21 protein-coding genes are annotated in these 22,566 nt (G+C 55.5%); 13 read left to right on the top strand and 8 right to left on the bottom strand.

Features of this window, described 5'->3' with window-relative positions:
* Positions 1-127 precede the first annotated feature (127 nt).
* The 4 genes from ACR02O_RS08095 to ACR02O_RS08080 are packed head-to-tail and all read right to left on the bottom strand — an operon-like array spanning position 128 to position 5,204.
* Positions 128-1,288 carry an HlyD family secretion protein gene (locus ACR02O_RS08095; RefSeq protein ID WP_494523169.1) on the bottom strand — a complete coding sequence of 387 codons (1,161 nt, stop codon included), beginning with the start codon at positions 1,286-1,288 and terminating at the stop codon, positions 128-130.
* Positions 1,289-1,296: 8 nt separating this feature from the next.
* Positions 1,297-2,742, bottom strand: a complete 1,446-nt coding sequence (locus tag ACR02O_RS08090; RefSeq protein ID WP_494523168.1) for an efflux transporter outer membrane subunit — start codon at positions 2,740-2,742, stop codon at positions 1,297-1,299.
* On the bottom strand, positions 2,742-4,322 hold the full coding sequence (locus tag ACR02O_RS08085; RefSeq protein WP_494523167.1) for a DHA2 family efflux MFS transporter permease subunit: 1,581 nt from the start codon (positions 4,320-4,322) through the stop codon (positions 2,742-2,744). Before ACR02O_RS08085 ends, ACR02O_RS08090 begins: the two co-directional genes overlap by 1 nt.
* 24 nt (positions 4,323-4,346) lie before the next feature.
* Positions 4,347-5,204: a hypothetical protein gene (locus tag ACR02O_RS08080; RefSeq protein ID WP_494523166.1), complete on the bottom strand. Its 858-nt coding sequence runs from the start codon at positions 5,202-5,204 to the stop codon at positions 4,347-4,349.
* A 127-nt stretch (positions 5,205-5,331) separates the two neighbouring features.
* On the opposite strand from ACR02O_RS08080, the gene ACR02O_RS08075 reads away from it, so the two are divergent.
* Positions 5,332-6,228: a LysR family transcriptional regulator gene (locus ACR02O_RS08075; protein WP_494523165.1), complete on the top strand. Its 897-nt coding sequence runs from the start codon at positions 5,332-5,334 to the stop codon at positions 6,226-6,228.
* Here the strand turns inward: ACR02O_RS08075 and ACR02O_RS08070 are convergent.
* Together ACR02O_RS08070 and ACR02O_RS08065 are read right to left on the bottom strand one after the other, a co-directional pair.
* A complete protein-coding gene (locus ACR02O_RS08070; RefSeq protein ID WP_494523164.1) occupies positions 6,201-7,187 on the bottom strand; it encodes a 2Fe-2S iron-sulfur cluster-binding protein in 987 nt (328 codons plus the stop codon). The genes ACR02O_RS08075 and ACR02O_RS08070 overlap by 28 nt on opposite strands.
* Before the next feature lie 15 nt (positions 7,188-7,202).
* Entirely contained in the window at positions 7,203-7,583 is a 381-nt protein-coding gene (locus ACR02O_RS08065; protein ID WP_494523163.1) for a group I truncated hemoglobin, read from the bottom strand.
* Between the two features lie 196 nt (positions 7,584-7,779).
* Between ACR02O_RS08065 and ACR02O_RS08060 the strand changes: the two genes are divergently transcribed.
* The 12 genes from ACR02O_RS08060 (at position 7,780) to ACR02O_RS08005 (ending at position 21,033) form a co-directional block, all read left to right on the top strand.
* Positions 7,780-8,412 carry a helix-turn-helix transcriptional regulator gene (locus ACR02O_RS08060; protein ID WP_171697663.1) on the top strand — a complete coding sequence of 211 codons (633 nt, stop codon included), beginning with the start codon at positions 7,780-7,782 and terminating at the stop codon, positions 8,410-8,412.
* A 143-nt stretch (positions 8,413-8,555) separates the two neighbouring features.
* Complete coding sequence (locus ACR02O_RS08055) at positions 8,556-9,719, top strand: D-alanyl-D-alanine carboxypeptidase family protein (RefSeq protein ID WP_494523162.1); 1,164 nt, start codon at positions 8,556-8,558, stop codon at positions 9,717-9,719.
* Entirely contained in the window at positions 9,716-10,555 is an 840-nt protein-coding gene (locus ACR02O_RS08050; protein WP_494523161.1) for a D-amino acid aminotransferase, read from the top strand. The genes ACR02O_RS08055 and ACR02O_RS08050 overlap by 4 nt, the downstream gene beginning before the upstream one ends.
* Positions 10,552-10,818, top strand: coding sequence for a YbeD family protein (locus ACR02O_RS08045; protein WP_020485010.1), 267 nt, complete (start codon positions 10,552-10,554; stop codon positions 10,816-10,818). Before ACR02O_RS08050 ends, ACR02O_RS08045 begins: the two co-directional genes overlap by 4 nt.
* A gap of 9 nt (positions 10,819-10,827) precedes the next feature.
* Positions 10,828-11,448: a lipoyl(octanoyl) transferase LipB gene (gene lipB, locus ACR02O_RS08040; protein WP_494523160.1), complete on the top strand. Its 621-nt coding sequence runs from the start codon at positions 10,828-10,830 to the stop codon at positions 11,446-11,448.
* Between the two features lie 81 nt (positions 11,449-11,529).
* Positions 11,530-12,489: a lipoyl synthase gene (gene lipA / locus ACR02O_RS08035; RefSeq protein ID WP_494523159.1), complete on the top strand. Its 960-nt coding sequence runs from the start codon at positions 11,530-11,532 to the stop codon at positions 12,487-12,489.
* Positions 12,490-12,905: 416 nt separating this feature from the next.
* Entirely contained in the window at positions 12,906-16,079 is a 3,174-nt protein-coding gene (locus ACR02O_RS08030) for an AfsR/SARP family transcriptional regulator (protein WP_494523158.1), read from the top strand.
* Between the two features lie 161 nt (positions 16,080-16,240).
* A complete protein-coding gene (locus ACR02O_RS08025; protein ID WP_205451178.1) occupies positions 16,241-17,173 on the top strand; it encodes a hypothetical protein in 933 nt (310 codons plus the stop codon).
* Complete coding sequence (locus ACR02O_RS08020) at positions 17,170-17,331, top strand: hypothetical protein (RefSeq protein WP_165786383.1); 162 nt, start codon at positions 17,170-17,172, stop codon at positions 17,329-17,331. Before ACR02O_RS08025 ends, ACR02O_RS08020 begins: the two co-directional genes overlap by 4 nt.
* 182 nt (positions 17,332-17,513) lie before the next feature.
* Positions 17,514-18,347 (top strand): hypothetical protein, encoded by an 834-nt coding sequence (locus ACR02O_RS08015; RefSeq protein ID WP_205451179.1) that lies wholly within the window; start codon positions 17,514-17,516, stop codon positions 18,345-18,347.
* A gap of 275 nt (positions 18,348-18,622) precedes the next feature.
* On the top strand, positions 18,623-19,087 hold the full coding sequence (locus tag ACR02O_RS08010) for a putative lipoprotein (protein WP_205451180.1): 465 nt from the start codon (positions 18,623-18,625) through the stop codon (positions 19,085-19,087).
* A gap of 26 nt (positions 19,088-19,113) precedes the next feature.
* Positions 19,114-21,033, top strand: coding sequence for a hypothetical protein (locus tag ACR02O_RS08005; RefSeq protein WP_205451181.1), 1,920 nt, complete (start codon positions 19,114-19,116; stop codon positions 21,031-21,033).
* 109 nt (positions 21,034-21,142) lie between these two features.
* Here the strand turns inward: ACR02O_RS08005 and ACR02O_RS08000 are convergent, their stop codons facing one another.
* Both ACR02O_RS08000 and ACR02O_RS07995 read right to left on the bottom strand, forming a co-directional pair.
* Positions 21,143-21,334 (bottom strand): hypothetical protein, encoded by a 192-nt coding sequence (locus tag ACR02O_RS08000; protein ID WP_205451182.1) that lies wholly within the window; start codon positions 21,332-21,334, stop codon positions 21,143-21,145.
* Between the two features lie 277 nt (positions 21,335-21,611).
* Positions 21,612-22,499, bottom strand: coding sequence for an efflux RND transporter periplasmic adaptor subunit (locus ACR02O_RS07995; RefSeq protein WP_494523157.1), 888 nt, complete (start codon positions 22,497-22,499; stop codon positions 21,612-21,614).
* Between the last annotated feature and the right edge of the window lie 67 nt (positions 22,500-22,566).

Below are 22,566 nucleotides of genomic sequence, written 5' to 3'. Positions count from 1 at the left end.
TTATCGCAGTCGCCGGTTTGATTTATGAGTGCCGGCCATTTTTGCCGGAAGGCAAAGATACACGTAGCGGCGTTTTATTGCAGCAATTTTGTGGGAATTAATCGCTAGCCGCCTGAATACGGCCGAACTAGTGCGGCCGATTGGCCAACTCAATCTGTTCTATCAACTGTTCGGCACCCTCCAACTCTCGATCATAGACATCGGTGCGATAAGCCTCGCCATTCAGCGTAACCGCGGATGCCGATACCAAACCGTCGGCTTTTTCTATGTTGATACGGGTTAATGTAGACAAGCCAGGCTGCAAGGGATTGGCCTTCAGTTCCGAGGCATCCAGCGCGATACGCACCTGCAGGCGCTCGGCGATATGAATGAAATTACCGGTGGCATTATCGGTCGGCAACACTGCAAAAATGCTACCGGTACCTGGGTTGATGCCTTGTACCCGGCCGTGATAAATCCGTTCGTCGCCATACGCCGCGACGCGAATTTCCGCAGCCTGCCCCGGCCTGACCCCGGCGATCTGGCTTTCCAGAAAGTTGGCTTCTATCCATAGATCGTTCAGCGGCACGATAGCCAGTAAGGGCGCACCAGCCTTCAGCGTATCGCCAACTTGTACCTTGCGTTTGGCCACGCAACCGGACACCGGCGCCACCAGATTCCGGCGTTGGTAATCCAGAAACGCCTGGCGCAAGCGGCTCTTGGCTTTTTCCACGGCCGGATGATTATCGATACCCGAATCCAGCAATTGCGCCTCGACTCCGTTTTGTTCGGCGCGAATTTCTTTAATCGCCGCCTCAAGTTCGTGGCTTTTATCTTGGGCATTTTGTAGTTGCTGATCGGAAACCGCGCCGTCCTTGGCTGCCGCGTTGAAGCGCGCCAGGTCGTGATTGACCTGTACCAGTAAAGCTTGTTTTACCAAGGCCCGCTGCTCAAGCGTCTCGGCTTTGGCCTGTAAGCTGACAATATTCCGCACCGCTTCCGCCAATTCGGCTTGCGTCTGTTGCAAGGCAATGCCGGCATGCACACCATCCAGCCGCACCAAGACCTGGGCTTTTTCCACGCACTGGGTGTTTTCCGCCAGTACTTCGACCACGGTACCGTCAGTCTGGGTTTTCAACGTAATTAAATGCCCGGCCACGAAGGCATCGTCGGTGGTCACCCAGTCGCGATGCTCCAGCCACCAATACGCCAAATAAGCCAAACCGGCCAGCAGTAAAGCCAAGGTGACGCCTTGCAAACGGCGTCGGCGTTGGCGCAAAATTTCCCGAGGACGAATTTTTTTTGGCATGTTTGCGGTCATGGCGTTGCGGGTTTAGTGTCGCTGTAGCCGCCGCCCAGCGCTTTGAGAATGTTGATCTCGGCTTTGTGTCGCTCGCCCACCAGAGCCGCCAAGCGAAACTGTTGCTGGTAGACCTCCAATTTGGCCAGACTCGGCACGGCACGATCAGACAAGCCATGAATGCGTAAACTGTCGGCCAGCTTGTCAGCGGCTAATGCGTCGGCCAAGCTTTGCCGCTGTGCCACCAGGCGCGCATCGAGCTCGCGCCAACGGCTCAGCGCATCGGCCACTTCCTGCACCGCATGCACCAAGCTGCGGTTATAGCGCTCGACGGCCCCATCGTAAGCGGATTCTTGATACGTCAGATTGGCGCGCAGCCGGCCGCCTTCGAAGATCGGAAACTCGATGGACGGCCCGACCGCGTAAGCCAGACTGGAACCTTGCAACAACACGTCGCTCAAGCTGACGCTGTGCAAGCCGGTGAAGGCCACCAGATTGACGTCCGGATAAAACGCGGTCTCGGCCACCTTGATTTCCTCGGCCGCCGCCTCGGCATGTAGTCGCGCCGCGCTAATATCCGGGCGATGCGCCAACAAATGCAGCGGCAAATCCACCGGCAGGGTTAACGCTTGCTCAAGCTGATCGGGTTCGATGACAATGCCAGCCCCCCAATCAGGCCCCTTCCCAGCCAACGCCGCTAACAAATTTTTACTTAACGCCACGTCGGCGCGCGCCGCAGCCAAACCCTGTTCAGCGTTAGCAAGGGCTATGCGAGCCTGCAATATGGGGGCATCGGCCGCTAAACCAGTCGCCAGGCGCGTTTGTTCGAATCTCAACAAGGCCTGGCGCTCGGCGACGATGTGCTCGGCGATGCCTTGCTTTTCGCTGACAGCCAGCAGCTCGAAATATGCCTTGGCCACAGCAGACGCCAGTAACAGCCGCGCATCGGCCAATTCCGCCGCGGCCGCCAGCGAGCGGCCAACCGCGCCTTGCAGAGCCGCTGCATCGCGCCCCCAAAAGTCCAGGTGGTATCGCAAGATCAAGGGGTTGATCAGCATTTGCCGAAAGTTCTCGCCAGCCAGCTTGGCTTGCACGCTGTTCGCCGAAAAGCGCTGCGCCGAAAAACTGATATTGGCGTCAACTGTCGGATAAAGCTCGGCGGCCTGCGCATCGACCATCGCCTGCGACTGTCGCAACCGGGCTGCGGTAGCCTTCAAATCCGGATTATCGGCCAGCGCCGTGCTTATCAAGCGCTGCAATTCCGGGCTGGCGAAGCCGGTCCACCAATCCGGCGCCGGCCAGGCATCGCTGCTTGCGAAACTGCCGCGCGCATCAGCAACGGTGTTGGTCATGTCAGGCATGGGTAACAGACTGGCGCGCGTACTTTCTTCTCCACCGAACCGGGCGCAACTTGACGAAATACCCAACATTAACGCCAGTGCAATGAGTCGGCGTACAGACATCAGGCCTCCTCCGCGAGTAATTCCTGAGTTTCCCGGCGCAGTTCCTGCTCGACACTGACTTTCACCGGGGTGCGAGTCGGGTGCGCCAACCAAACTAGCGCCGCCATGCCGACAAACACGCAACCGGCCATCCAGAACGCATCGTTCATGGCGTGTAACACCGCATCACGTCCGGCCAGCTTGGCATATTTGGTCAACGCCGCCGGCTCTGCAAATCCCAAGGCATTTAGCGTTGCCAAGGCAGGATGATCGGCCAATTCAAACGCGCCGTGATTTTCGGCAAAGCGGGTCAGATGCTGCGGCGCCCGCCGGTACAGCACGATGCCTTGCACCGCAATGCCGATTGCCCCGGCCGCTATCCGCAACAGATTAGCCAATTCCAGCGCCCGCCATTGCCGTTCGGCTGGCAGGCCGTGCAGCAGCAACGCAGTCATCGGCACAAAAAAGCTGCCCAGGCAGGCACCCTCCAGCAATTTCGGCCAGAACAATTGGGCAAACGAGTCCGGATCGTCGAAGCGACTCAGCCAAAAATAGGTGGCGGCAAATCCCAGCAAATTAGCACTCGCCAACAGCCGGGCATCGCAGCGTTTGACGATCTCGTGCAAGACGCTGGCCATCGGCTTGGCGCAGATAGCCATCGGCAGAAATACCAAACCGGCTTCCCACGACGAATAGCCGAACGCCAGTTGTAACTGCACGATGAGCAAGGACAGCAAGCCTTGAAAATACAGAAAACCGGTGAATAAAATGAACACGCCAATACTGAAATTGCGGTGGGCAAACAGGCGAATTTCCAGAAATGGCCGACGCACTTGCAATTCCCACACCACCCAATAAATCAGCGTGGCGGCTATCAATGCGATCAAGCCTTTGATGTAAGCCGAATCGGTCCAGTCCCAATCGTTGCCCTGGTTCAACAAAGTCTGCAAAGCAAACACCAGCATCACCGACAAGATAAAACCCACGCTATCGAAGCGCTGCCAGGATCGCCGGTGACCGCGCCGATACAACAGCGCGCCGACGATACCGGCAATCGCCAATGCCGCCGGGATGTTGAGCCAAAACAGCCAGCGCCAACCCAAGTTATCGGCTATCCAACCACCCAAAGGCGGGCCGAAGGTGAACGGCGTCAACGTGAATAGGCTCCAGATACCGATACCTAGCGATTTACGCCTATCGGGATATTCCTTCAGCAACAAGGCCTGACCCAAGGGCAGCGTCAAGCCGCCGGCAAATCCCAGCACAATGCGGCCAGCCAGATAGCCATAAAAGGCAGTGCAATAGGCGCAGAGGAAAGAGGCCAAGGCAAACGCCAGGAAAGCCGCGACGAAGGGCCGGTATTCGCCGAAGCGCCGCGCCAACCAGCCGCCCACCGGAAACGCCAGCGCCAGCGCTATCATGTAATCAGTCTGGGTCCAGGTCGCAAAACTGGGTGGCACCCCCAAGCCGCCAGCCACTCTGGGCAGCATGGCGATGTACGCGCCGGCATTGAAGATCACCAACGCATGCCCAAATCCCAGACATAGGTTAAACAGCTTAAACCGCCAGCCGCGCAGACGCTTTTGATAGACGAGGCTCATCCGCTTATCGGCCTGGTCAACACGCTAAGATTCGTCGGCTTGAGGGGATAGGCGCAGACCAATATCACCCAAGCTTTGCCGCAACAACGGCACCGCCATATCGCTGATCAATTGTTTAAACGCGCCACCGCCATTGTCCAGAGAGGCGAACGCCTGATCGTCAACCCTGAAACTTTCCGATAGTGTCCGAGCGATGACATGGCGCGAGACGGGATCGATCAGCTTGATCATTAGCTGCAAAGACGTTTGCCCTTCAAAAATCCGATACCTGCCGATCCCAACTTCTATCACCGCGTCGTAGTGGCCCATCGTCGCATAATCAATTGACGTGGTGTTCTGGCCGTACCAAGCTTGCATCGCCTGATGCCAATGTTGCAAACTGGCGTCGCCCGCCGTAGGCAAGGGGTAATACTCGCGACTCAATTCCCCTTTGCGATTTTCCGCAGCCAGTAGACCAGGCAGCTTCTGCGCCGCCGCCTTGGCGGGCGTCCAACCCAAATCGGTATTTACAGGGCTACCGGCAGCGCTTGGCGCCGCCTTGGTCATCGCGTCCACATCAGCCGTTTGGCTGTCGCTAACCATGCCCGCAATTTCGATACCGCCAGGGATTTGATAAAGTTCAATGGGCAGCGCATAACCCATGGCCATGTTTTCGAAATGTCGATAAGCCGGATCGCGCCGCTCGATCAAATCCGGTATCACTTCCAGCGGCGGCGCTTGCACCGGCACAATCAAAAAACTGTGCAATCGGTCGATCTGCGACGCGGCGGGCTTAATTCTCTGCGCCGTGCATGCCGCCAGCAAACACGGCAAAGCCAATCCCAGCAGCATGTTTTTGTGGTTGCCCAAAAGCCTGGTAAATGAACATATTGACGTTTTCATGATTTCCTCCGCACCCAACAATGCCATCGAATCGATACATTACTAGGTAGGCACTATAAAAACCCCGTTGATATAAGACAAGCGATATTTATTGGACTTTAATATCGATAAATGCAATATTAAAACCATGGACATCGACCAAATCAGAACCTTTTTAAGCGTCGCGGCCAACGGCAGTTTTCTGGAAGCCGCCAATCGTTTGTACGTAACGCAATCGACGGTCAGCACCCGCATCCAGCGCCTGGAAGCTTATTTGGGCGTGACGCTGTTTGTCCGCAATCGCTCCGGCGCCAGCCTGACTTTGCCGGGCCGGCGTTTTTTACCGCACGCCAAATCCTTGCTATTAACCCTGGAACAAGCCCGGCACGACATCGGTTTGCCCAGCCGGTTTCGCGGCAGCGTCAGCATCGGCGCGCGGATTGCCCTGTGCGAAACCTTGTTGCCGGAATGGATCAGCGAAATACGGCAGGCTATGCCCGATATTTCCGTTCGCAGCGACATCGGCTTTGAGGAAGACTTGATGCGCAGCTTGGTGGCGGGCGCGCTGGATATAGGCTTGATGTACACCCCCCAACACAGCCCCGGCCTGCAAATAGAACCTTTGTTCGACGAAACCCTGGTACTGCTGACCACCGACCCCAGCCAGCCCTGGCCGAATGACGATTACATTTATGTCGATTGGGCGCCCGGATTTTATGCTCAGCACAGTAATAGCTACCCCAACCTGGAACGGCCGGCGCAGGTGGTCAATATCGGCTGGATGGCGGTACAGCTGATTCTGGCGCAAGGCCGCGGCTCCAGTTTCCTACCGGTACGCCTGGCCGAACCGCTGCTACAAGCCGGCAAACTGTTTCCGGTCGCCGATAGCCCGCAATTCAAATTACCGGCCTACATGGTGTCGCAGCGCGATAACGATGCGCCGGTTTTGCAGCAGGTGCTGGAGCAGATCCGCGCCCTGGCGGTACTGGAGCGGCAAAAGATTTATGTGCTGCCCGATCAATCCAAGGTGGCCGACGCGACATGAAATGCATCGGCATGGATGTCCTGCAAGGCCGCGCCATGCAAAAACGCCTGGCGCTTGGTCTGATGCACCATATCCGGATGGCCGCATAAATACAGCCGCCAACCTTTCAGACTAGGCAAACTCGCCATCGCCACGTCGTTGGCCCGGCCCCTGGCCACGCCATCAGGCGCATCGCCGCGTGAGATACAGGCGGTGTAATGGAAATTTGAGTATTGGTCGGCAAGCGCCTGCATTTCCTCGATCCAATACAAACCATCCATCTCGCGGCTGCCATGGAATAGATGAATATCGCCACTGTGGCCGTGGTGCAAAGCTTCGCTGACAATCCCGGCCAATGGCGCCAAACCACTGCCGGTGCCAATCAGCAACAGATTTTTTTCCGGGGTAGTCGGCAGGTAATAACACAGCCCCTGCGGATCGGATACCTCGAGTTTGTCGCCTACCTGAAGTTCCCGGTGCGCCCATTCACTGAAGCGGCCGCCGGCCAAACGGCGAATATGAAAGCTGAGTTTGTTGGCGTACACACGATTGTTGGCAATCGAATAACTACGGGTCAAACCGTCGGCGCGTTTCAGATTCACGAACTGGCCGGCGTAATAATCCATGGTTTCCCGACAACGCAAAGTGAGTTGCAGCGTCTCCGCATTCAACAAACTTTTTTCGATCACCGTCGCTTCAGTAAAAAAATCGGCGGGCGGGCTAATGCTGATAGACATATCCTGCTGCGGATAACACAGGCAGGCCAGGAAATGGTTCTGATGCCGCAATACGTCTTTTAAACCGTCTTGCGCCGCCAGCGGCGGCGGGCCCTGCAAGCTGCGCACCATACAGCTTTGACAAGCGCCCTGCCGACAACCGTAGGGGATGTCGATGTTTTCGCGCAGACAGGCGTCCAGCACGGTTTCGCCAGACTCGCAAACAATTTCGCGGTCGTTCACGCTGAGTTTATGCACGCTCATCCCCTACTCCGGCGCCTAGCGGTCCAACACGTCGTTACGGGTGCTTTCGGCAATCGCCGCGACTTGATTGATCAACTCTTGTGGCACGTTCAGTTCTTGTAAGGTAGCCGCCAGATTTTCGACCACCGCATCAAAATGTGAATCATCCAGACCCAGTTTTTTAACCAGATGCGCATGGGCTTGACGCATATCGGCGCCGGAGTAGTTATTCGGACCGCCAAAAGCCATGGTTAAAAAGGATTTTTGTTTGGCTGCCTGTTTGTCCATATCGGTGTGTTCGAAAAAGCGGTTGATGCGGTGATCGCTCAACACTTTGCGATAAAAAATATCGACAGCCGCGTTAACGGCCGCTTCGCCACCCAATTGTTCGTAAAGAGTTGCCTTGGTTTCGCTCATGATGGTCTGCCTTTCGTTGCAAATAAAAAAATGCGGCTGTTTAAAGCCAGGCACAGAGTAAGCGAATAAAATTACTTTTGCAATATTTTTATTATAAAAGTTATTTATATGTCAAAAATAGACTTTTAGCGCTTTGCGTGATAGCTGATCCGGCGTAGAATGCCGCATCACTTATTTGCGACCACCAGACACGCATATGGTCAAACTTACCGGCTCGCGCCAAGAGCAAATCTTAAAATTATTGCTGTCCAGCACCTCAGGCATGAGTATCGACGAGCTGGCCGCCCAGTTGGAGATTTCCAGAAACGCCGTCAAACAACATCTCACCGGCCTGGAAAAAGATCAGTTGATTCAGGAAGCGGCGCTGAACAACACCGGCGGCCGGCCTTCGCGCAATTACACGCTGACCGAACAAGGCCGCAACCGCCTGCCCAAGCAATATCCCTGGTTTTGTAATTTGTTGCTGGGTGAGCTAAAAACCGAACTGGGCGAAGCCGCTTTAAGGCAAATGCTGTGGCGCATGGGCGTCAATCTGGCACAGTCGCTGGCCCCGCAGTTTAGCGGTAAGGACCCGGCACAAAAGCAAAGCGCGCTGCTGGAATTGATGCAATCGCTGGGTTATCACGCCGAAATGGACGCCGAACAAACACAGCCGACCATTAAAGCCGTTAACTGCGTTTATCACGATCTGGCACAGCAACACCCGGAACTATGCGAATTTGACCGCGCGCTGATGTCCACCCTATTAGACAAACCCGTCGAGCAAACCGCTTGCATGGCCTTACAGGATTGCGCCTGCAAATTCAAAATCTGCCATACCAGCGCTTAGGCGAACTTCCCAACTATTCCAAACAGTTGCCAAAATTTCCGGCTTTGGACTAAAGCGCCTTAGCACAATACGCGGGTTTTTCTACGCGGCGACTCTCGGTGTTACAATGTTGTTTTCCAGAATGACTATTTTGAATCGCGACCATGAGCCAACCTTTCCGCACGACAACCAGCCTGTTTAGCGGGCTGCTGTTATTGTTAACCGCCTTCTCGCTGCAAGCCGCCAGCCCGATTTTCACCCCCGCCGCTCCCAGCGTCGCGGCCTCCAGTTACTTTTTGATGGACTTCGACAGCGGCCGGGTATTGGCCGAAAAAGACGCCGACAAGCGCGTATCGCCCGCCAGCTTGACCAAAATCATGACCGCCTACGTGGTGTTCCGCGAGCTGAAAGCTGGGCATTTGACGCTGGACGAGAAAGTCACGATCAGCCAGAACGCCTGGGAAACCGGCGGCTCAAAAATGTTCGTTGAGGTAAACAAACAAGTGGCAGTCGAAGACTTGTTGCAAGGCATGATCATTCAATCGGGCAACGATGCCAGCGTCGCCTTGGCTGAACACGTCGCCGGTAGCGAACAAACCTTCGCGACGATGATGAACGAACAAGCCAGCCGCTTGGGCATGGCCAACAGCAATTTCGAAAACGCCACCGGCCTGCCCAGCCCCAACCATTACAGCTCAGCGCATGACCTGGCGACCCTGGCCCGCGCGGTGATCAAAGAGTTCCCGGAGTACTACCGCTGGGACAAACAAAAAGAATTTACTTACAACGGCATCACCCAGCAAAACCGCAACCTGCTGCTGTGGCGCGATCCTTCCGTTGACGGTTTGAAAACCGGTTTTACCGACGATGCCGGCTATTGCATGGTGGCTTCCGCCAAACGCGAAGATATGCGTTTGATTTCGGTGGTCATGGGTACCGCCAGTGCCGGCGCGCGTTCCAACGAGAGCCAATCGCTGCTAAATTACGGTTTCCGCTTCTTCGAAACCCATCGTCTGTACGAAGGCAATAAACCGCTGGGCGAAGCGCGGGTCAGAAAAGGTGTGACCTCCAAAGTTGCGGTTGGCTTGCCGGAAGATCTGTATGTCACCGCCCCGCGCAAACACTTTAACGAACTGAAAGCCGAAACTCAGATCGACAAGGGCGTATTCGCACCGTTGAATAAAGGCGATACCGTCGGTAACCTGAACATTTCGCTGGCTGGCGAAGCTATCCTCAGCAAACCGCTGGTGACCTTGGACGCTGTCGCCGAGGGCGGCATTTTCCGCCGTCTGTACGACGCAGCCATTGGCTTACTGGAAAAAGAATGACGGAGCAAGTCTATCTGAACGGCGCTTATCTGCCATTAGCCGACGCCAAGGTGTCGGTGCTGGATCGCGGCTTTTTATTCGGCGATGGCGTCTACGAAGTGATTCCGGCTTATAACGGCCGGCTGTTCAGACTGGAAGATCATATTGCCCGGCTCAACAACAGCCTGAACGGCATCCGCTTGCCTTTGCCGCATAGCGTTGCGGACTGGGAAGCGATTTTCCGCCCGTTGCTGGCAGATGACCGCGATCAATACATTTACCTGCAAGTCACCCGCGGCTATGCACCGAAACGCGATCACGGCTTTCCCGAGCAAGTCGTACCGACCATATTTGCGATGAGTGCGGACATCAAGCCGTTCGCCGGCCGGATCGACGGCATCAAGGCGATTACGCTGGACGACATCCGTTGGCAGCTCTGCAACATCAAAGCCATTACCTTGCTGGGCAACATTCTGCTTAGGCAGGAGGCGCTGGATCAGGGCAGCGCGGAAGCGATACTGGTGCGCAACGGTTATGTCGTCGAAGGCGCAGCCAGCAATCTGTTTGCGGTGCTGGACGGCGAATTGATCACGCCGCCGAAAAGCCATGAAATCCTGCCAGGCATTACCCGCGACGTGGTTCTGGAACTGGCGGCCGCGCATAACATCCCTTATCAAGAAGACATCATCGCACTGGAAGCCCTGCACAACGCCAGCGAAATCTGGGTCACCAGTTCCACCCGCGAGATCGTGCCGGTCATCGAACTGGACGGCCAGCAAGTCGGCGACGGCAAACCCGGCCCGGCCTGGAAACGCATGGACGACTTACTGCAAGCCTACAAAAAATCACTGTCATGAGCGAAACCGAAAGCTTACTGGAATTTCCCTGCCAATTCCCTATCAAGGTGATGGGCAAGCATCGCGACGATTTTGACGCCATCGTCGTGGAAATCGTCCGCCGCCATGTCCCGGACATCCTGGAAGGCGCGGTCACCACCCGTCCGAGCAAAGGCGGCAATTATCTGGCGGTAACGGTCATGATCGAAGCCCATAGCCGCGAACAGCTAGACGCCATCTACCTGGGCTTGACGGCCTGCCCCGATGTGCTGATGGCCTTATAAACCGGACTGATGCCCAGCAAGGCGACGGCCGTCCTGCGCGATCTGGGGACGCAAGACTATCTCGGCGTCTGGCAGGCCATGCAACAATTCACTGCCGAACGCGACGACAACACTGCCGATCAAATCTGGATCGTCGAGCATCCGCCGGTTTATACCCTGGGTTTAAACGGGAAGCGCGAACATTTTCTTAAAGCCAATAACATCGAAATCGTCGAAAGCGACCGCGGTGGCCAAGTGACCTATCACGGCCCCGGCCAGTTGGTGATTTACCTATTGGCCGATTTGCGCCGATTAAACAAAGGCCCCAGACAAATGGTGACCATCCTGGAAAACGCGGTGATAAACACCCTGCGGCAATACGGCATCGCCGCCCAAGCCGAGCCCAAGGCACCGGGCGTCTACGTCAATCAGCAAAAAATTGCTTCGCTAGGCCTGCGTATCAAGCGCGGTTGCTGTTACCATGGCCTGAGCATAAACAACGATATGGATTTGGCGCCGTTTGCAGACATCAATCCCTGCGGCTATGCCGGCTTGCAAGTCACGCAACTGGCCGATTTGGGAATTAAGATAACTAATCAGGAACTAGCAGTGCCGGTTGTGCATCAGTTACTGCAAGCAATAGAAATCTGAAACAAGCAAACTCGACAAGCGTCGCTGGAAACAGCCAAGCTTGCGGAGACTCAAAAACCAACCCAAGTGCCCGGTGGCTATATGACCCTCAACGCCCCTTCCCGCTTCACCCCGGAAACTCATCAACGTAATGCCGACAAGCTGTCGCGGATTCCGGTAAAAGTGGAAAAGCCCGAACAAATCTTGCGCAAGCCGGACTGGATACGCATCAAATTGCCCAGCGGCGACCAAGTCAATCGCATCAAGCAATCATTGCGCGAACACCGCTTGCACACTGTCTGCGAAGAAGCCGCCTGCCCCAACTTGAGCGAATGCTTCAGCCACGGCACCGCCACCTTTATGATCATGGGCGATTTGTGCACGCGCCGCTGCCCGTTCTGCGACGTTGCCCACGGCAAACCGCAGCCTTTGGATGCGGAAGAACCGGCCAATCTGGCCGCGACCATCGCCGCAATGGCTTTGAAATACGTGGTGATCACATCCGTGAACCGCGACGACTTACGCGACGGCGGTGCCAGCCATTTTGCCGCTTGTATCGCGGCAGTGCGCAGCGAGTCTCCGAATACCACCATCGAAGTATTGGTGCCGGATTTTCGCGGCCGTATGGACACCGCACTGGACATTCTGCAACAACAGCCGTGCGATGTGTTCAACCACAACTTGGAAACCGTGCCGCGCCTGTATCTGCAAGCCCGCCCCGGCGCCGATTACCATATTTCGCTCCAATTGCTGCAACAACACCGACAACGCTTACCCAATGTACCAACCAAATCCGGCTTGATGTTGGGCATAGGCGAGACCGAAGCGGAAGTGATTGACGTGATGAAAGACTTGCTGGCCCACGGCGTCAGCATGCTGACGTTGGGCCAGTATTTACAACCCAGCAAGGACCATTTGGCGGTACAGGAATACATTCATCCCGACCAATTTCAGCGCTATGCTGACATCGCCCGCGAATTGGGATTCAAACAGGTCGCCAGCGCGCCCTTGGTACGGTCTTCCTATCACGCCGATTTGCAGGCAGCGGGTGTTGGCAAATAGCAACACATCCCAAGCTATACAAACATCCCGATAGCGTTTGAGCTTTGTCGCATCATAGCCGTCAATCGCGCATGGATAAAGAATACGCAAGCAAGTAAATCCGGCCCGTAACTGATTCGCGGAGTGGTCTCAATTGCCAACCCGCAAGGGGCGACGTCGAACATTATATTTACTTCGGTACTCAGTGAAATCGGCTGAGCAGGTTCTTGATTTCCTCTAGCGCGTAAGCCGGCTGATTTAAGGTCATCGGTTTGTGGCTGAATAGCCGGCATCGGGCACATGGATATTAAGAGCCTAACTGCTTTTGCGTGAATAGAATACTATTTATAGGACTCTTCCCAGCCGATTATTAAAGACCGGATTAATAACAGTTGCTGCCGGACGCTGGTTTGTGCTGAACTACCGACGCGATTCGTGTGGATAAATTGCTTGGGGGGTGGATGATCGACAAACCGGTGCGCGCGCAACTTCCCGCTAAATTGGTCGCGCCGACCTTACCCGCTGTGGTTTGCCGCCGACGCCTGTTCGAACAAATAGACCGCAGCTATTCCGACTACGGTTCGGCAGTCTGGCTGTTCGGGCCGGCCGGTTACGGTAAAACCACGTTAGCGGCTGATTATGCCGCCGCAAACACTCAACCCGTACTTTGGTACCGTTTCGACAGCGATGACCTGGACCCGGCCGTTTTTTTGGGGCATTTCCGCACTGCGGCAACCCGTTTGGGCCTGGTCTCCGCGACACCGGCGTTCGGCCCGGAATATTTGCCCGGCCTTGAAGCCTATGTCGGCGAGTTATTGCGCACGCTGTTGCCGCCCGAAGCCGCGCCAATGCTGCTGGTATTCGACGATTGCCACCAGGTGGTCGCTTCGCCGTTACTGGTGCGGATATTGGCCGCATTGGGCCGCATCGTCGGCGTGCAGCACCGAATACTGTGTCTGAGCCGCCACGAACCACCGCCCGGACTGGCTATTGCATTGCAGCCGCTCGGCATGCTCACGCCGGCGCAATTGGCGTTTGACCGCGACGAAGCCGGCCGACTGGCCGATCTAGCCGGATTCGACGGCGGCAACGACAGGCTCGACAAGCTGTTCGGCCAAAGCCGCGGCTGGCCAGCCGCTTTAGCCGTGGAATTACGGCAACGGCCACCCGAACATCCGACTCCGGCCAACGAGCAAGCAGATTTAGCGCAACGGGTGCAGGACGGTTTGGATGCCACCGTCTTGCAACAGTTGCTGGCCGTTGCCTGCGCAGAAACCGCAACCGAGCCGCTGGCGCACGATTTAGCAGACGACCCGGCCGTGTTGGCGACGTTGGCCCGACTGGCGGCCAACCATTATTTGGTCAACCGCATCGACACTGCCATCCCCAGTTACCAACTTCACCCTTTGCTGCGGGAATTTCTGCTGGCCCGCCACCGGGCCAACCTCGGACAGGACGGTTACGCGGCATTTTTAAAACGCAGTGCCGGAGTGCTGGAACGCCACGGCGAGATTGGCCAGGCCTTCGAACTGTACCGCCAAGCCGGCGCCGGACTGGACCTGCAACGCCTGATTCTGGTCCATGCCAAAACCGAGTTGGGCGCCGGCAGAAGCCTGCAACTGCAGTCTTGGTTGCAGAGTTTACCGGACGACTTACCGGCTAACCCGTGGCTGGAGTTCTGGCGGGCCGCGGCCCAGTTGGCGTTAAATCCGCCGTTGGCCCAAACCTTCTTCGAACGGGCTCACGCCGGTTTCGGCGACGACCCCTTGGGCAAAGCGCTGAGCGCCGCCGGGGTACTGAGTGCGATGTTTTTCGTGATGGACGACTTTCGCGACGCGGCACGCTGGCTGAACGAACTGGCTGTGCTGGATTCAGTAATCGAAGCAGCCGACGATCCGGAGTTGGACGCCTGGATCCTGGGCTGCGGCAATATTCTGGTCCACTTCCCCGATTACCTGGAATTGGCCCGACGCTGGGCGCAGCGAGCATTAGCGCGCCTGCCGCACTGTCCATCGGGGCGCCAGGTATTTTTAACTTCCTTCCTGTTGCAATACCACGTCTGGCGCGGCGATACGGAAGGGTCGCGCGCCTTTTTTGCCTTACTGGATCAGCAGATAGCCAACGACGAACCGCTGTACCGGATCAATCTATTGAATTGGCAAGCAGTGAACGCTTACCTATGCGCCGAGCACGCCGCCGCTTACGCAGCCACCGAGGCTGCCGCGCAATTGGCTACCGCTTACGGCTTGGCTTTTTATTTGCCGAACATTTACGGACAAGAAGCCTACACCGCGCTGTCGGCCCGTGATTGGGAGCGCTTTCGCTCGGCGTTGGCGCGCATGGAAGCGTGTTTGCCGGCGAATCGGCGGGTAGACCAATCGTTCATCTTGCATTTGCGCTCCGGCCTGTCGCTGGCGGAACAGCGTTTTAGTCAAGCGCGCCAGGAAGCGGAACTGGCGTTGTCGATTTGCCGCGAAATCAACTTACCGTCGGTGGCGGCCCTGGTTCAGCATGGGCTGGCGCAAGTGTTAGCGGCGTCCGGTGACCGGGCCGAAGCCGCCCGGCATTTACTGCAATTGCAAAGCTATGCCGTTCGCGCGGACAAGCCCTTCATTCTATTCATGGCCTTGCTGACCGAAGCCCAAGTCCTATTGGCCGGCGGCGACGAAGCCGGCGGCCTGGCCTCGCTGGCCCGGGCGTTGGCATTGGGCAAGCGCCAGCGCTATCTGAACGTGCACCCGTTCTGGCAGCCGGCGGTGATCGGCAGGTTATGTACCGTGGCGCTGGAGCGCGGTATCGAAGCCGACTATGTGCGTTGGTGGATAGTGCAACGCCAACTGCAACCGGACGGTAACGCCTGCGAAGAATGGCCGTGGCCGGTGAAAATCCGAACGCTGGGCCAGTTCAGGATCGACGGCCTCGAACCGGCGGCCCGCCGCAGGCAAAAAGACAACAAGCCATTGCAGTTGCTGCAGTGGTTGCTGGCGACGAATCCGGACGGCGTGCCTCAACAAACCCTGGCCGATGCGCTGTGGCCGGACTCGGACGCCGATGCCGCCCAGCACGCGCTGGAAGTGGCCTTGCAGCGCCTGCGCAAACTGCTGGGACGGAATGAGGCGGTGTTGTTGCAGGGCGGCACCCTGTCTTTGAATCGGGAATTGTGCTGGCTGGACATTTGGGTCGTCGACGAAGTCGCCAGACGATTTGCCGCCGACCCGAATCAGGCCGCAACCTTGGCGGATCGCCTGTTAAAAGTCTGGCGCGGCCCGTTTTTGCCCGGCCTGGAAGCGCCATTAGCGGCATCGAAACGGGAAAATCTCGCTGCCAAATTCATCCAAACTTTGGAAAAGCTTGGTTCCGAGCTGGAAGCCGCAGGCCGGAGAGCCGTGGCCATCGCCTGCTATACGCAAGCCGTCTCAATTGAACCGTTGGCGGAAAATCTGCAATACCGGCTGATCGATTGCCTGCTCGCCGAAGATAGGCGCGCCGAGGCCTTGCTAGCTTACCGCCGCTGTCGGCGCCACTATGCCGGCCACTATGGCATCGAACCCTCTCCCCGCTTAAAGTCCCTGGCCGCACTGATCACGGCACCAAACGTCGGTAAAGGCTGAACACTGTTCATAGCCTTAATGGACGGCATCGAGCTAATACTAAATAACTTCCGGTCACGCATTCGCCGATCATCCGCAAACAAATTCGGTCGATGTTGTGAGTTTTTTGTGAGGCCTGTTGCTTTAGGGTATCGACACGACCGTCGATAGGAGACCTAAACATGAACTTTCCCGCTAAGCCGATCACCTTGTTTTTATGCGTCAATCCGTTTTCGACGTTTGCCGCAGTAGTTTCGCCGCCGCCTGTGCTGTCGTTGATCGCTTCCGACGTTTATGTCCAGTACGGCGGCCCCGGGGTCGCGAATACCTTGCAGCATCATCCCAGCGTATTGTCGATTGCAGTCGGAGGCTCTACGGCTTCCGCCGATTTCGGCAGCGGCATCTTTAAGGCCAGTTCTGCAGCTGCGGATACAGGCTCACAAACCACTTATGCCTACACCGGCATGACTGCAACATTCAAAAATACCGGCGCCGTCAATATCAGTTTTGCCGCCGGGGCGATTGATGCCGACATCGACGCGGTGTTCAGCCGCACAATCGGCAGCGAAGCGAGCGGCCAAGCCGCCACTGTACTGAGTTCCGCGTTGGCAGGAACTTACCCGGGCAATAATGTTCCCGGCGTTAGCGTGCTGTATCAATATGGTGCTTCCAATAGCCCTTCATCGCCGTTTTTCGACTTTCATTTCAACCCCAATGCCGGTTTCACCGGCAGCGGTACGGCAGATGCGGACAAGTTGTCGGCCAATCTGGCCTTCCCGGCTTTCACGCTGAAACCGAACGACATTCTAACCGTGAATTATTCGCTGAATACCTGGGTCGTGGCCGGCGTCGGCTTGGGCACTCCCGGCAGTGGCTGGAGCGCTACCAGCGATGCAACGCACACCGCGTCGATCAGCCTGCAATTGCCGGCGGGAACTTTACTGAACTCGCCGATTGCGCTCGATTGGGTGAAAACAGCGCCTGTCCCGCTCCCGCCAGCCATCGGCTTGATGCTTACCGGGTTGGCGGGCATATTCGGCTTCACCCGCCAACGTTCGCACCAAGCCATGATTTTCCCGCTGGTCGAATCCATTAACCCAGGAATCCAATCATGAATCTAAACAAAGGTTATGCGCTATTCGGCATCGCGTTATTCGGCCTTACCACCGCTGTTCGCGCGGACCAGGCCATTTTGCAATATGGCGGCAACGATTACGGCAATCAGCGTCTTTTCGATCCCAATCCAGCTGCTTTCGACGACGCCAACATTTAGGATGGCGTCATGTCGCCACGGCGGAATTCAGGGTTTCCGGTTATTCCGATTCGGTAACCAACTCGAACAACCGTTTCAGCCAAGGCTCCTTGCAATATCACTATCTAAGTTACTTAAGACCATTCAGATTAAACACCAGTCAGAGATACTTTAAAGCACGTCATAACATTTGGAGGATTATTATGTTGAAATTAGCACGATATATTGGCATATGCGCGCTTGCGACCAGCCAACTTTCAACAGCGGCGACAGTGTTCGTTCAATACCCTGACCCCAGCGGTTCTGGGATCACGTCTGATCCTGCATTTGCCACGCAGACCGGCGCCGGCTTCTTTGCAGAGGCGGATCTGCTGAGTGCCGTATTCAAGGCAAGATCGGAATCCCCGGACGCTTCCTTTGCTTATGCTGGACTACAAGGTTTGACCTTTACCAATCCGCTGGGCAACGCGCCAATACTGCTGCCGGCCGGAGCGCTTGGTGTCAACATTACCGGCCAGTATACACTTGGCCCGCTGGTACCAAACTCTGGCGCCAGCGCGGGCATAACCGGTGTCCTTAGCATCAATGACGGCAGCTTGGCAAGAGTAGCCAGAGGCGATCATTTCGTCAATATTGGTCAGGCTAGTAATGGTTTCTCCTACCCTCCCACCAATACAACAACCCCAATTACGCAAAACGGGGGGACCGTCTTGTTTAATACGGCAACCTTGACCAACCTTGACATGACATTATTAATGCCAGCCATGACAATAGACCCTGGCGAAACCCTGGAAATCACGTTTTTGCTGCAAACGATACAAGGGGCCAATGGTGCCGGCGTCAAATCACTAGCCGATGCGTCGAACAGCGCAAAGTTGTTTTTCAATTTACCGGCTGGCGTCAGTTTGGTCGACAATGCTGGTGGTACTTTGACCTGGGTTAAGCCTGTGCCGTTACCGGGAGCTTTTTCGCTGTTCGGCATTGCACTGGCATCTGCGGCAGTGCGCCTGCGGCGTGCCGCCCCCCATTCGCACTAGCAGATTTTTCGCTCGTTCCCACGCTAGCGCGTGGGACGGCACTTGTGTATAACGCTAAGCACCCGAGCTTGGAACTACCCATTAAAAACGTATAAACACGGGATGTAAGCCTCTTCATCCCTGACCTTCTTCTCCCTTTTTATCATGCGGCTTCGGAGGCCGCGAGCGTTGACAATTCGCCATCCTACCTCCCCCAAAACACTGTAGAGGCGTAAAACCTTGCGTCTACGCGCATAAGCGGTAACACTACTTGTTTTTTAAAGCCATCCAAGCATATGAACCGATTCAGAACCTTTACTTTGGCATTCACTGTCTTTCTGGGAACAGCGCTAATCAGCGGCTGCTCGTTTTCCACCAGCTCCGAGAGTTCGTCCGACAGCATAGGCAGCTTGTCTGACAGTTCTGGCGGCATCTTCAAAAGCGCGTCCAGCCCCTTTACCTCCAGTTCCGACTCGTCGCGTAACAAACACGAAAAATACGAAACCGATGTAGCCGACTATACCGCTACCTTCGTAGTGTCCAGTAGCGGCACGCTGGACAGTTTTCGCGGCCATCTTAGCGAATTAGCCGAAAGCCATGAGATCACCAACTGGGAAACCGACCGGAATACTTACGTAGGCATCGGTCGCGGACTTGCCAAAGCCAAGCTCGGCAAACCGCAAATTTCGGCGTTTACCGAAAGTTTGAGCGATAACGAGCCCTGGAAGAAACAGGTCATTGAAGAAGGTTTAAAAAAATAATCCCGCAGGCAGTCGCCCACTTGGTCATGCCAGTTGCCGGCTTGAAATTCGCAAAGTGGGCGCTGACGCTGGGCTGTTTACTTTGGGTAGCCGTTGCCGAAGCAGACCAAAGTCATCATTTCGAGTTCCTGTACATAGACGCCAACGAAGGCAGCGCCAGCGGCGGCCATGCCGCCATTAAATTCGACCGACAAGTCTTTCATTTTCAACACATCGAACCCGGTTTGCTGCGCCTATATCGCAACGATGCGGCGGCTTTTGAGTTTGCCTACGGTTTTCAGGAGAACCGTAACATTTACGGTCACCGCATCGAAGTGTCTGAGGATTTTTTTCAAGCACTACGGGACACCTTCAGTCGCCGCCTGTTCATTCAAAACCAGCAATTGTCGCTGTTACAAGCCCTGCACGACGACCAGACGCTGGTTTCAGGCTTGCAAAATCTTGGCTCTGCGCCGCCTCTGCCTATAAAAGGATTGGGTTATTTTTTGACGAAATATCGGGCGGCAGAAGCGTTCCCTGTCGAGGCAGACAAACCCAGCAATAACAGCCAAGCGCTACAACAATTGCACGAAGCCATCGTTAACAAGTATGGCGAAGATTTTTTGCCGGCCAAGCGCCAGCAAGCTTGGCAAACCCTGCAAACCCTGAAACCTGAGTTAGCAGTTAACCCCGCTGAACCCACGGATACACGGTTTACCGCCACGAACAGCTCATTTGCCGAACGCTACCGCAATCAGTTGCTGAATCTGGCAGCGCTGGATGTGCTACACGCCAGGCTATCCCCGCTTAGCGAAAGTTTGTTAGAAATTCCCGAGGCGACATACAAACTCAACACCGCGCAACGAGCCAAGCTACAAGATTTTCGGCGGCGTTTGTTTGCCGATTTAATGACCCTGATGCACAGCCAGCGCAGCGACTGGGGTTATCCGCTGTTGGTGGGAATGGCCCGTTTGCATGCGCTGGACCATGCCGTCGCCTCGGGCTATCTGAGCGTGCTGGACCGCAGCCGCCCCGACAGTGACGACCCACAAGCCACTATTATCGACAACGACAACTTGCCGGCAGCCCTGCAATACAGTCAAGAACTGTTTACCGCGGCGTCCAAACAACTCGACAACCCCATAGCGCTGGATGAACTCGCTTACTCGGAACTGGAGCTAAGCGCGACGGCGCTTATGCGATTGCATAAGCCGCGCCATGATCAGCAGTCTTTGCAGCTGTTGCCATTGACAGCCACTCCATCACGACCGGCAGCGGCCAAATTGCTTGGTTTACCGCTACCTAGCAGCGAACTGGCAGATTTCCAAAACAGCGTCACGCAGCAAATCGAAACATATCAAAGCCAATTGCAATCTCTGTATGGCTATAACTTGCTTAGCCGCAATTGCGGCACCGAAATCTTTCGGCTCCTTAACCAGACGGTTGCGGAAATCTCGTCTACAGCCGAGGAAAGTAGAAGCCAGGCTTCGCAGCGACTGCTGGGCGGTTACGTTGATGAAGGCGGCTTGAACATGATTCCGTTTATCGCCTACGACCAGATAGGAAACACATATCGACTAAGCACCAGCTTCCAGCGCCAGCCCTACAGAGAACGGCAGCGTCAACGACGTTACCGGCAGACGCCGCAATGGCTGGTGGATTTACAGGAATCTAATACCCTGAGTTCGAGTATTTATCAATGGAACGAGGATGACGCGGCGTTTTTATTCTTCACTCAAGATCAGCTATGGCCTCGGCCATTGCAGGGCGGCTTCAATCTAGCGATAGCTGGCGGCCAGGGCCTTTATGGTATGTTCAGTTGGCCTTGGGATGGTGGGGACAATCTACGCAAAGGATTGAAAGGTTTTGTGGTCAGCCTGCCTGAACTGTTGTTCTTTAACATCCGTAAAGGCTCGTTTCCAGGATTGCTGCCGGAAGCAGGTCTATATTGGCCTGAGGCTTTTTAACTAGGCTAGCTTGCGGGTATAGCGACGGTGAGAGGAGGGAAGAAAATTCGTTGCCTCTTTACCGGACTGCCCTCAGACCCTAGGCAGTTTGCGGTGAAATTCTCGGGCATCAGGCTCGAACATCAATAAATCTGCCTTTACCACCTTCGTTATTTTGATCGGAGGCGTCTTTAGCAACCGGTTGGACTTGCTGAAACGCTTGTATGGGGCTGTTTGGCTGGGCTTTTTTGACTGTCGGAACATTGGTTCCGGCAGCACTATAAATTTGCGACGCGCCTGAATTAATTGACATGTATGACATTGGCTACCTCTTGTTCACGGATTTAATGGCTACAACTCTACTTGAGAGCAGCCAATTTTATTCCAAGCCATTTGTATGAGTTGCCTGTTGCCTCGCAGTTTTCGAGATAATTGCTATACCAGCTTCGAAGCATATACCTGAATTGCGCTAATTTGCCCGATATGCCGCATTAAACCGTTCTCGCGAGGCTTCAGACAGGAAAACACCGGTAAGCGTTCGCTTGTCAATCCACCCTATTTGTTAGTATCAATGCGGCGGGTAAGCGCTGTTGCTTGGCTCAACGCTTGATGACCGGACTCACCGGCGCCACGTTCTGCGGTACAAAAGGCGGTGGACTCGGCGTCGTGGTTGGGGCTGGCGTGGCAAAATCAAAGGTGGCGATACAGTTGACGCCGCCGATCAGTTCGTCGCTAGGGTTGGGTAAGGTCATGCGCACCGTAAAGCTGCCACTGGCCGGATCGATCAATTGGTCCACTTTGGTGACAGTAGCTCTCACGACTTTTTTGGCCGGCAGCTCAGGGCGTACTTCCACATCCATACCAGGCTGAATCAGACCAAAATATTCAGTCGGCGCGATCAGCTCAACGCGCAACGGATTGACTTGCGCCAGCTTCATAATCGCGCGATCACTAACGGACTCGCCGGGCATCGCATAACGGTCTATCACAATACCGTCTATCGGACTTTTGATGGTTTTAACCTCCAGTTGCGCCTTGGCCATTTCCAATGCCAACATCGCCGACTTTTTGCGTTCCTCTGCCTTTCTCAACTCGATTCCAGCCAACACCACTTCGGTCTCGACTTTGTCTTTCTCGATTTGCGAAATGACATTGGTGGTGGCTAAACTCCGATAACGGGTGCGGTTGCGCGTGGCGTATTCCAGTTTCACTTTCTGATTGCGTACCTCGCTGCTACTCTCGGCATCGGCCTTGGCCTGGTTAAACTTGGCCAATTCCACCGACGCTTCCAATTGGGCAAGCGGTTGGCCTTTGGCAACGTGATCACCCTTATCGACCAACAGCGCTGCGACGGTACCCGACACCGGGCTACTCAACTCGACGTACATTTCCGGCTTGACCATGCAATCCAGATTGGCGGCAAACACGGTACCACTGAACAGGCCAGGGCCGATTAATGCGCAAAAAAAATGGTGGCGTAAGGACATGTAAAAACTACTAATCGATTAATTTGACTTGATTTGAAACGGTCTGATTTTTAAATTTAAGGCCACA

This window comes from Methylomonas sp. PHL2-19 (assembly GCF_059331595.1).
Note: the sequence above shows the minus strand (reverse complement) of the source record. Positions and strands in the feature narration are given on the sequence as shown.

What these genes read in the sequence shown, in the direction of transcription:
- lipA (WP_494523159.1), top strand. Translation starts at nt 11,530, where the DNA reads ATGACCCTCAACGCCCCTTCCCGCTTCACCCCGGAAACTCATCAACGT.
- ACR02O_RS08085 (WP_494523167.1), bottom strand. Translation starts at nt 4,322, where the DNA reads ATGAGCCTCGTCTATCAAAAGCGTCTGCGCGGCTGGCGGTTTAAGCTG.
- ACR02O_RS08095 (WP_494523169.1), bottom strand. Translation starts at nt 1,288, where the DNA reads ATGCCAAAAAAAATTCGTCCTCGGGAAATTTTGCGCCAACGCCGACGC.
- ACR02O_RS08020 (WP_165786383.1), top strand. Translation starts at nt 17,170, where the DNA reads ATGAATCTAAACAAAGGTTATGCGCTATTCGGCATCGCGTTATTCGGC.
- ACR02O_RS08005 (WP_205451181.1), top strand. Translation starts at nt 19,114, where the DNA reads ATGCCAGTTGCCGGCTTGAAATTCGCAAAGTGGGCGCTGACGCTGGGC.
- ACR02O_RS08055 (WP_494523162.1), top strand. Translation starts at nt 8,556, where the DNA reads ATGAGCCAACCTTTCCGCACGACAACCAGCCTGTTTAGCGGGCTGCTG.
- ACR02O_RS08070 (WP_494523164.1), bottom strand. Translation starts at nt 7,187, where the DNA reads ATGAGCGTGCATAAACTCAGCGTGAACGACCGCGAAATTGTTTGCGAG.
- ACR02O_RS08045 (WP_020485010.1), top strand. Translation starts at nt 10,552, where the DNA reads ATGAGCGAAACCGAAAGCTTACTGGAATTTCCCTGCCAATTCCCTATC.
- ACR02O_RS07995 (WP_494523157.1), bottom strand. Translation starts at nt 22,499, where the DNA reads ATGTCCTTACGCCACCATTTTTTTTGCGCATTAATCGGCCCTGGCCTG.
- ACR02O_RS08060 (WP_171697663.1), top strand. Translation starts at nt 7,780, where the DNA reads ATGGTCAAACTTACCGGCTCGCGCCAAGAGCAAATCTTAAAATTATTG.
- ACR02O_RS08080 (WP_494523166.1), bottom strand. Translation starts at nt 5,204, where the DNA reads ATGAAAACGTCAATATGTTCATTTACCAGGCTTTTGGGCAACCACAAA.
- ACR02O_RS08015 (WP_205451179.1), top strand. Translation starts at nt 17,514, where the DNA reads ATGTTGAAATTAGCACGATATATTGGCATATGCGCGCTTGCGACCAGC.
- ACR02O_RS08090 (WP_494523168.1), bottom strand. Translation starts at nt 2,742, where the DNA reads ATGTCTGTACGCCGACTCATTGCACTGGCGTTAATGTTGGGTATTTCG.
- ACR02O_RS08075 (WP_494523165.1), top strand. Translation starts at nt 5,332, where the DNA reads ATGGACATCGACCAAATCAGAACCTTTTTAAGCGTCGCGGCCAACGGC.
- ACR02O_RS08050 (WP_494523161.1), top strand. Translation starts at nt 9,716, where the DNA reads ATGACGGAGCAAGTCTATCTGAACGGCGCTTATCTGCCATTAGCCGAC.
- ACR02O_RS08010 (WP_205451180.1), top strand. Translation starts at nt 18,623, where the DNA reads ATGAACCGATTCAGAACCTTTACTTTGGCATTCACTGTCTTTCTGGGA.
- lipB (WP_494523160.1), top strand. Translation starts at nt 10,828, where the DNA reads ATGCCCAGCAAGGCGACGGCCGTCCTGCGCGATCTGGGGACGCAAGAC.
- ACR02O_RS08000 (WP_205451182.1), bottom strand. Translation starts at nt 21,334, where the DNA reads ATGTCATACATGTCAATTAATTCAGGCGCGTCGCAAATTTATAGTGCT.
- ACR02O_RS08065 (WP_494523163.1), bottom strand. Translation starts at nt 7,583, where the DNA reads ATGAGCGAAACCAAGGCAACTCTTTACGAACAATTGGGTGGCGAAGCG.
- ACR02O_RS08025 (WP_205451178.1), top strand. Translation starts at nt 16,241, where the DNA reads ATGAACTTTCCCGCTAAGCCGATCACCTTGTTTTTATGCGTCAATCCG.